Source organism: Nocardioides sp. P4_G4 (assembly GCF_056401085.1).
Map to the genome: position 1 here is coordinate 1 of NZ_JBFUKA010000127.1, position 9,255 is coordinate 9,255.

General features: G+C 71.6%; 8 protein-coding genes. 4 read left to right on the top strand and 4 right to left on the bottom strand.

The features are described 5' to 3' along the window. Positions 1-1,682 (top strand): bifunctional metallophosphatase/5'-nucleotidase (locus AC1DQF_RS20230; RefSeq protein ID WP_477527024.1); only part of this gene is annotated, 1,682 nt, incomplete at its 5' end. An 89-nt stretch (positions 1,683-1,771) separates the two neighbouring features. Then, positions 1,772-4,882 carry an ExeM/NucH family extracellular endonuclease gene (locus tag AC1DQF_RS20235; protein WP_477527025.1) on the top strand — a complete coding sequence of 1,037 codons (3,111 nt, stop codon included), beginning with the start codon at positions 1,772-1,774 and terminating at the stop codon, positions 4,880-4,882. A gap of 169 nt (positions 4,883-5,051) precedes the next feature. Here the strand turns inward: AC1DQF_RS20235 and AC1DQF_RS20240 are convergent, their stop codons facing one another. Next, entirely contained in the window at positions 5,052-6,821 is a 1,770-nt protein-coding gene (locus tag AC1DQF_RS20240) for a glycoside hydrolase family 15 protein (protein ID WP_477527026.1), read from the bottom strand. A 28-nt stretch (positions 6,822-6,849) separates the two neighbouring features. Here AC1DQF_RS20240 and AC1DQF_RS20245 point away from each other — a divergent pair, with 28 nt between their 5' ends. After that, positions 6,850-7,338, top strand: a complete 489-nt coding sequence (locus AC1DQF_RS20245; protein WP_477527027.1) for a CinA family protein — start codon at positions 6,850-6,852, stop codon at positions 7,336-7,338. A 59-nt stretch (positions 7,339-7,397) separates the two neighbouring features. Then, on the top strand, positions 7,398-7,727 hold the full coding sequence (locus AC1DQF_RS20250; RefSeq protein ID WP_477527028.1) for a helix-turn-helix domain-containing protein: 330 nt from the start codon (positions 7,398-7,400) through the stop codon (positions 7,725-7,727). Positions 7,728-7,752: 25 nt separating this feature from the next. Here AC1DQF_RS20250 and AC1DQF_RS20255 read toward each other — a convergent pair whose 3' ends face one another. The 3 genes from AC1DQF_RS20255 to AC1DQF_RS20265 form a co-directional block, all read right to left on the bottom strand. After that, positions 7,753-8,334 carry an Fpg/Nei family DNA glycosylase gene (locus tag AC1DQF_RS20255; protein WP_477527029.1) on the bottom strand — a complete coding sequence of 194 codons (582 nt, stop codon included), beginning with the start codon at positions 8,332-8,334 and terminating at the stop codon, positions 7,753-7,755. Between the two features lie 2 nt (positions 8,335-8,336). Continuing rightward, the gene (locus AC1DQF_RS20260; protein WP_477527030.1) at positions 8,337-8,543 is read right to left on the bottom strand and encodes a hypothetical protein; all 207 of its coding nucleotides are present in this window, start codon (positions 8,541-8,543) and stop codon (positions 8,337-8,339) included. Beyond that, a partial coding sequence (locus tag AC1DQF_RS20265) for an Lhr family helicase (RefSeq protein ID WP_477527031.1) occupies positions 8,536-9,255 on the bottom strand: 720 nt, incomplete at its 5' end. The genes AC1DQF_RS20260 and AC1DQF_RS20265, both read right to left, overlap by 8 nt.

Here is a 9,255-nt window from a genome sequence, read left to right on the forward strand (position 1 = left end):
TCTCCGAGGAGGTCTCGGCCGCCGCCAGGTACGCCGACATCCTCAAGGACGGCAACCCCGCCAACGGCGAGGCCGACGTCGTCGTCGCCACCTTCCACTCCGGTGCCGCCGTGGGTGCGAACTCCTCGTTCGCCGCCGAGGTCGCCAAGGGCGGGGCCTTCGCCCGCATGGCGAGCATGACGGGCAGCGTGGACGCGATCATCAACGGCCACACCCACCAGACCTACGCCTGGGAGGGCCCCAAGCCCGGTGGTGGCAACCGCGCCTACATCCAGACCGGTGAGTACGCCGCCAACGTGGGCCAGATCAAGCTGACGGTCGACGCTGGTGCCGCACCCGGCGCCAACCCCGTCGTCGGCTTCACGGTCAAGAACGTCGCGCGCAGCAGCACCGAGAACCTCGCCAACCCGCGCGTCGCCCAGGTGAAGACGATCGTGGACGCCGCGCTCGCCAACGCCAAGGTCGTCGGTGACCGCCCCGTCGGCTCCGTCACCGCGGACATCTCGCGTGCCTACGACGGCGTGGACGCCGGCGGCAAGCCCGTCGAGGACCGTGGCTCTGAGTCGCCGCTCGGTGACCTGGTCGCCAACGCACTGCGCGACGGCATCGCCGCCGACATCGCCAAGCCCGACCTCGGCATCGTCAACCCGGGCGGCCTGCGTGCCGACCTGCTCTTCAAGGGCGACGCGGCCACCAACCCGGCCAACACCGACGGCGTGATCACCTACGCCGAGGCCAACAACGTGCTGCCGTTCGTCAACAACATCTCGACCGTCGCGCTCACCGGTGCCCAGGTCAAGAAGATCCTCGAGCAGCAGTGGCAGCCGGTCGGTTCCCAGCGTCCGTTCCTGCACCTGGGCCTGTCGGACAACGTCCAGACGACCCTCGACCCGGCCCAGCCGGTCGGCCAGCGCGTCACCTCGGTCCGTGTCAACGGTGCCCCGCTCGACCTGGCCAAGACGTACTCCGTCTCGACCTTCTCGTTCCTCGCGGCGGGCGGCGACAACTTCACCGCCTTCACGGAGGGCAAGGCCAAGGACACCGGCCTCGTCGACCGCGACCTGTGGATCAAGTACCTCGGGGACCACAAGCCGGTCTCCCCGGACTTCGCCCGCGAGCAGGTCTACGTCTCCGGTCTCAAGGACAGCTACCGCGCCGGTGACAAGGCGACGATCGTCTTCGATCGCCTCGACATGAACCCGAGCGGCCCCAAGAACACCCGCCTCGACCTGGTCAAGGTCAACAACGACGGCTCGACCAAGGTCTTCGGCACCGCTGCGGTGACCAACGGCCGGGCGCGGRCGATCTTCACGGTCCGGGGTGGCAAGGAGTTCCGCATCGTCGCGCAGGACTCCAAGACCACGCTGGCCCGCGGCGTCGTCCTCACCACGCCGACGCTGGCCCACAAGGTCTTCCCGAAGAAGGCCGGCGCGATCAAGGCCAAGAAGACCAAGGTCCGGGTCAAGGTCAAGGTCAAGTCCGCCGTCGACCTGCCCGCCAAGGGTCGCGTCACCGTCAAGGTGGCCGGCCACAAGTACAACGCCAAGGTCAAGGACGGCGTGGCCAAGGTGAAGCTCCGCACGTTCGCCAAGCCCGGCAAGTACAAGGTGAAGGTGCAGTTCAAGGCCAACGACACCTTCCTGGCCACGAGCGAGAAGTTCACCATCCGCGTCAAGCACTGAACCAGCCAGTGGGGGTCCGGTTCGCCGGGCCCCCACTGCTGTGCGTCACCCGGCACGTCCCTACCCACCACCCCCCACTCGGAGAACTCATGCCCGCACGTCCCTCCTTCCGGCGCAGCTCCCTGCTCGTCGGACTCGCGGTCGCGGCCACCAGCCTCGTCGCGACCCCCGTCACCGCCACGGCCAACCCGGCCGGAACCGGCCTCGTCATCAGCGAGGTCTACGGCGGCGGCGGCAACGCCGGTGCCACCTACACCAACGACTTCATCGAGCTCTACAACCCGACCGACGCGGCCATCTCGCTGACGGGACACTCCGTGGAGTACTTCTCCTCCGGTGGAGGGTCCGGCGGCGCCACGGCCCTCACGGGCTCGGTCCCGGCCAAGGGCCACTTCCTGGTCCAGGAGGCCGGGGGCACCGGTGGCACGACGCCGCTGCCCAGCCCCGACGCCACGGGCACCCTGGCCATGAGCGGGACCAACGGGTCGGTCGCGCTCAAGGACGGCACCACCACCGTCGACCTCGTCGGGTACGGCAGCGCCACCCTGCGCGAGGGCACGGCCACGCCGGCCCTGACCAACTCCACGTCAGCGAGCCGCAACGCGGCCGGCACGGACACCGACAACAACGCCGCGGACTTCACCACCGGCGCCGCGGCCCCGCAGAGCTCGGGCACCACCACGCCGCCCGTGGACCCGCCGGACCCGACGGTCACCGAGCGGACCATCGCGGAGATCCAGGGCACCGGGCCGACCTCCCCGCTGGTCGGGCAGAACGTCAGGACCCGGGGCGTCGTCACCGCGTCGTACCCGACGGGTGGGCTGAACGGCTTCTACATCCAGACCCCGGGAGCGGACACCGCCGACGCGTCCGACGCCGTCTTCGTGTACGGCGGCACCAGCGGGTTCACGACCTACCCGGCGGTGGGCGACTCCGTCGAGGTGACGGGCCAGGCCGCCGAGTTCTCGGGAGCGACCCAGGTCGTCGCCAACCAGGCCGGAGTCGTCCCGATCGCCTCCCTCGGCGCGGTGACCCCCAAGACGCAGGTCCCCGGCACCGACTGCGCCCTCCCCGGCACGGACTGCCTGTCCGGTGCGGCTCTCGACGAGGTGCGTGAGGTCGCCGAGGGCGAGCTGTTCCAGCCGACCGCTCCCTGGACCGCGACCGACGTCTACGACGGCGGTCCCTACTACAGCGACGGATCGAACTCGTCCTCGTTCCGCGGCGAGATCGGGGTCGCGGCCAACAGCGACAAGCCGCTCGTCGCCCCGACCGAGGTCGTCGACGCCCAGGCGACGGCGCTGGTCGCCGAGCGCAAGAAGTACAACGACGCGCACCGGATCATCCTCGACGACGCAGCCAGCCTGACCTTCTCCACGACGCAGAACAGCAACCAGCCGTTCCCGTGGTTCACCGCGGACCACACCGTACGCGTCGGTGCCGGCCTCACGTTCCCCAAGCCGGTCATCTTCACGTTCGGCTTCAACGCCTGGCGGATCCTGCCGCAGGCGCAGGTCGTCGGTGCGCCCACGGGTGCGATCAACGTCGCGCAGACCCGTCCGGCCACCCCCCAGGACGTGGGCGGTGACGTCACGCTCGCGACGTTCAACGTCCTGAACTTCTTCCCCACCACCGGTGAGGAGTTCGTCGCCTCCGGCCTCGGCACCTGCACGTACTACCGCGACCGCGACGGCAACCCGATCAGCAACAACCGGTGCGACCCCGACGGCCCGCGCGGTGCCGCCGACCAGGCCAACCTCACGCGCCAGAGGGACAAGATCGTCGCGGCCATCAACACCGCCGACGCCGACATCGTCTCCCTGGAGGAGCTGGAGAACTCGGTCAAGTTCGGCAAGCCCCGCGACTTCGCGATCAACGAGCTGGTGACGGCCCTCAACGCCGACGCCGGTGCCGGCACCTGGGCGGCCGTTCCGTCGGCGCCCACGCTGCCTCCGACGTCCGAGCAGGACGTGATCCGCAACGGCTTCATCTACCAGCCCGCCAACGTCGCGCTGGTCGGCGAGTCGGTCGTGCTGAGCGACCAGTCGTCGGCCGGTGAGGCCTTCGAGGACGCCCGCGAGCCGGTCGCCCAGGCCTTCAAGCAGGTCGGCACGGCTGACGCGGACGCCTTCGCTGTCATCGTCAACCACTTCAAGTCCAAGGGCTCCGGCACCCCGGACCCCTTCGGTCAGGGCAACGCCAACGACCGACGCGTCCTCCAGGCCAACGCCCTCGTGGCCTTCGCCGACTCGTTCAAGACCCAGCGAGGGATCAGCCGCGTCTTCCTGGCCGGCGACTTCAACGCCTACTCCGAGGAGGACCCGATCCAGGTCCTGGAGGCGGCCGGGTACACGAACCTGGAGTCGAGCAGCAAGCCGGACGAGGAGACCTACAACTTCGACGGTCAGATCGGCTCGCTCGACCACGTGCTGGCCAACGGGGCTGCCCTCGCAGACGTCGACGCGGTCGACGTCTGGGACATCAACGGCTACGAGTCGGTCTACTACGAGTACTCCCGGTTCAACTCCAACGTCACCAACCTGTACGCGCCCAACCAGTTCCGTTCCTCGGACCACAGCCCCGAGCTCGTGGGGATCAACACCGCGACCGTCCCGGTCACCCCGCCCGGCACCCCGACGTCGAGCGTCGAGGCGTCGGTGACCCCGCAGCGGGTCGTCGWCGACCGCACGCGCGCCATGGTGCACGTGAAGGTCGTGCGCGGGGACAAGAAGGACGCCACCGACGGCACCGTCGAGGTGCGCGAGGGGTCGACCCTGCTCGCGTCCGCGCCGGTCACCAACGGCGTCGTCAACGTCAAGCTCCCCGTCTTCACCACCGTCGGTGAGCACACGCTGACCGTCCGGTACGCCGGTGGCACCAGCACGACGGCCGAGAAGACCCTCGTGGTCGACGTCCTCAAGGCCGCCTCGGATGCTCGGGCCAAGGCCTCCACCAAGCCCGGCAAGGCTCCCGTGGTGAAGGTCCGGGTCGGTGCCGACGGCGCCAAGGCGCACGGCAAGGTGAAGGTCACCGTCAAGGGCAAGCCGGCCCTGAAGCGGACCGTCCGGCTCAAGGGCGGCAAGGCCACTGTGCGCCTCGCCGGTCTGCGACCGGGCCTCTACACCGTGGTGGTGCGCTACCTCGGTGACGACGAGACCCAGCGCTCGCGCGAGACCCTGCGTCTCCGCGTCCGCCGCTGAGTCCTTCTCACAGGTACGGCCCCCGTCCCGCGCGTGAGCGCGGGGCGGGGGCCGTTCTTCGCCGGTCGGCAGCACGACCGAGGCAGTTCGGTGCTGTTCTCCGCTCGCTGAGCGTGGCTTGGCTTCGGCGTGGCTCGAACTGCCTTCGCTGTGCTCGTGATGGCGCCGGTCAGCGCAGGGCGAGGGCCGCCTGCACCAGCGTCAGGTGGCTGAAGGCCTGCGGGAAGTTGCCGGCCATCCGCCCCGCGTCGACGTCGTACTCCTCCGACAGCAGCCCGACGTCGTTGGCGAGCGCGCACAGCCGGTCCATCAGGGCGTGCGCCTCTTCCTGTCGCCCGGCGGCGGCATAGGCCGAGACCAGCCAGAACGAGCAGGCGAGGAAGGGGTGCTCGCCCCCCGAGAGGCCGTCCACGCCGGTCTGGGTGCGGTAGCGGCGCAGCAGGCCCTCGTGCATGAGGTCCTCCTCGATCGCCGCGATGGTCCCCAGGACGCGGTCGTCGTCGCCGGGCAGGAAGCCGACCAGGGAGACGTTGAGCAGGCTGGCGTCGAGCTCGGTGGTGTCGTAGTGCTGGGTGAAGGTGCCCCGGTCCTCGTCGTACCCGCGCTCGAGGACCTCGGCGTGCACCTCGTCGCGCAGCGCCCGCCAGCGGTCGACGTCGCCGGGGAGCCCGTGCTCCTCGACCGCGCGGACCGCACGGTCGAAGGCGACCCACACCATGACCCGGGAGTGGGTGAAGTGCCGCAGCGGGCCCCGGATCTCCCAGATCCCGTTGTCGGGCTCGTCCCAGTGCGTCGCCAGCTCGTCGACCAGGGCACGCTGGAGGGCCCAGCTCTGCGGCGTCTCCTCCAGGCCGGCGTGGCGGGCGTCCTCGAGGGCGATCATCACCTCACCCAGCACGTCGGTCTGGCGCTGGCCGACGGCGCCGTTGCCGATGCGGACCGGTCGCGACCCGGCGTACCCGGCCAGGTGGTCCAGCTCGCGCTCGGGCAGCCGACGTCCGCCGTCGACGCCGTACATGATCTGCAGGTCCTGGGGATCGCCGGCCACCGCTCGCAGCAGCCAGTCGCGCCAGCTCAGTGCCTCGTCGGTGTAGCCGGCCGCGACGAGCGACTCCAGGGTTAGGGCGGCGTCGCGCAGCCAGCAGTAGCGGTAGTCCCAGTTGCGCTCACCGCCGAACTGCTCGGGGAGCGAGGTGGTCGGCGCCGCCACGATCCCGCCGGTCTCCGCGTGCGTCATCAGCCGCAGGGTGAGCAGGCTGCGCCGGACCAGCTCCGCGTGGGGCAGGTCCTCGGTGCAGGTGAGCGCCCATCGCTCGTCCTCGACGCGCGTCGCCTCGATCCGGTCGTCGAAGGACAACGGCTCGGGCAGCGCGTGCCAGGACCGCATCCACGAGGTGGAGAACGTCATCGACTGCCCGGCCGCGAGGTCGAACTCGTCGGCGTGGTGGCCGTCCACGGCGCGCGGGAGCCGCGGTCCCCACAGCATGAGCTTGTCGGGACCGGCCGTCGCGACGATGACCTCGTGCCCGTGCACCTGCTGCCGCGTGACCCACGGTCGGACGAGGCCGTAGTCGAAGCGCACGACCCACTCGTGGCAGACCCGGACCGAGCCCTCACTGCAGCGCACGGTGCGCACCAGGTCGGCCCGGCCGTCGCCGGTGGGCATGACGTCGCGCAGCACCAGGACGCCGGTCGGGGTGGTGAAGGTCGTCTCGAGCACCGCGCTGTTGCCGACGTAGCGGCGAGTGGTCCGGACCCCCTCGGGGTCTGCGGGTGCCAGCACCCATCGGCCGTTGTCGGTGTCGCCCAGCAGAGCGGCGAAGCAGGCGGGGGAGTCGAAGCGCGGGAGGCACAGCCAGTCGACCGAGCCGTCCCGGCCGATCAGTGCGGCGGTGCCTCGGTCGCCGACGAGCGCGTAGTCCTCGATGGGGAGTGCCATGTCCGCCAACGTAGCTAGAGTCCCCAGCATGGCGACGGAACCCCGGCCGATCGTGGCCCTGCTCACCTCCCGCGGAGACACCGTGTCGACCGCGGAGTCCCTCACCGGCGGCCGCCTCGCGGCGCTCCTGACCTCGGTCCCGGGGGCCTCGGCCTGCGTGACGGGCGGCGTCGTCGCCTATGCGACGGCGGTCAAGGTGGCCGTGCTCGGGGTGCCGGCCGACCTGGTGGCCGAGCACGGCGTGGTGTCGGGGGAGTGTGCGGCGGCCATGGCCACCGGGGTGCGTGCGCTGCTCGGCACGACGTACGCGATGGCCACCACGGGGGTCGCCGGACCGGACCCGCAGGAGGGACACCCGGCGGGGCACGTGTGGGTGGCCGCGGCCGGACCGGACGGCGTGGAGACGCGGCTGCTGGCCCTCGTGGGGGACCGCGCCGCGGTCCAGGACGCGACCTGTCTGGAGGCGCTGTCGGTGCTCGATGGCATCCTCACCCGGGAAGAACCAGCGCTCCGGTAGCGTTGGCCACCACGGAGCCCTCCACGAGCGGGCCCTCCACGGACGGGAAGGACAGCGCCATGGTGCTCTTTCGACGCATCCTCGGTGACGTGCTCCGCAGCGAGCGGATGCAGCGGGGCCTGACCCTGCGCGAGGTGTCCGCCGACGCCCGGGTCAGCCTGGGCTACATCTCCGAGATCGAGCGCGGCCAGAAGGAAGCCTCCTCCGAACTCCTCGCCTCGCTCTGCTCGGCCCTCGACCTGCCGCTGTCCGACGTGYTCCGCGAGGTGTCCGACGCCGTCGCGGTCGAGGAGCTGGCCCAGGGCCTGCGCCGTGTCGACTCGGTCGTGGCCACCCCGATCAGCTCGGCCCGTCCGGCTCCCGGCGACGTGGTCGCCTCGGCCGCCTGAGCCGTCCCGACGGCCTGCGCCCGCGTCAGTCCTCGGGCTGGCAGCGCGGGCACCAGTACGACGCGCGCTCCCGCTCGGCGGGCCCGCGCATCGCGACGCGCACCGGCGTCCCGCACCGGCGGCAGGCCGAGTTGTCGCGTCGGTAGACCCACATCCGCTCGCGGGGACGCAGGTCACCGGTGGTGGACTGGATCGCCCGCTCCTTGTTGAGGTCGAGCATCTGGCGGGCGCGGCGCACCAGCCGCTCGAGGTCGGACACCTCGCCGACGGGTCGTAGCGGGTGCACCCCGCTGGTGAAGCACAGCTCGGCCATGTACATGTTGCCGATGCCGGCCAGGTTGGTCTGGTCGAGCAGTGCGTCGCCCACGGGACGTGCCGGGTCGCTGCGCAACCGGCGCATGGCTTCTGCCTCGTCCCAGTCGTCGCCCAGCAGGTCCGGTCCGAGGTGACCGACGACGTCGTGCTCGTGTGAGCGCGGCACCAGCTCGACGATGCCGAGGGAGAAGCCCACCGCGGCGCGGGCCGCCGTGCGCAGCACCACCCGGGCCTGGGTGGCCGGGCGTCGCCACTTCTCGTGGAGCGGGTAGACGTGCCAGCTGCCCTCCATCTTCAGGTGCGTGTGCAGCGTCCAGCCTCGTCGTGCTCGATGTGGGTCAGCAGGTGCTTGCCACGCGAGAACGTGCCGGTCACGGTGCCCCCGGAGAGGTCGACGGTGGCCAGCTGGGGCACGCGGAAGTCGCTGGCGGCCAGCACATGACCGGTCAGCGCGCGGTCCAGCTTGCGCGCCGCGCGGTAGACGGTGTCGCCCTCAGGCACGCATCCTCAGTCCCTTCGGGGTGGCCACGAACCCGGCCTCGTCGAGTGCCGCGCGCAGCGGGGTGGCGCCGCCACCCAGCAGTGCGGCTCCGTCAGCCCGCTCGACGGTGAGCTTGCCCAGCGCGCCGCGCCGGGTGGCATCGGCCAGCGCGGAGGCGGCGGGGACGAGCCGGTCGGGGTCGTCGCTCCAGGTGAGCAGGGTGCGGCCCCCGCGCTCGACGTACATCGTCAGGTCGCCGTCGACCAGGACCACCAGGGCTCCGGCCTTGCGGCCGGGCCGGTGGCCGGCGGTGTCGGTGGGCGTCGACGCGGGCCAGGCGAGCGCCGCACCGTAGGGGTTGGCGGGGTCGGTGGCCGCCAGCGTGACCGCGCCGGGCTTGGCGTCGGTGCGCTCGCTGAACGTGCGCAGCCGGTCGATCGCCCCGGCCGAGCCGAACTGCGCCGCGCCGAGCCCCTCGATGAAGTAGCCGCGACGACACCTGCCGGTGTCCTCGAACGCGGAGAGCACCTTGTAGACGCCGGCGAAGCCGCCCGGCACCCGCTCGCTCATCACGGCACCGCGGGTGACCACGCCGTGCCGCTCGAGCAGGTGCTCAGCGGTCGCGTGCGCACGCCGCGTCGGGTCGGAGTCGCGCTCGGGCAGCAGGGCCCAGCGCCCCGCGGTCTCGGGAGGTCCGCTGCGCGCGGGCATCCGGCCCGCGCCGGGGCGGCC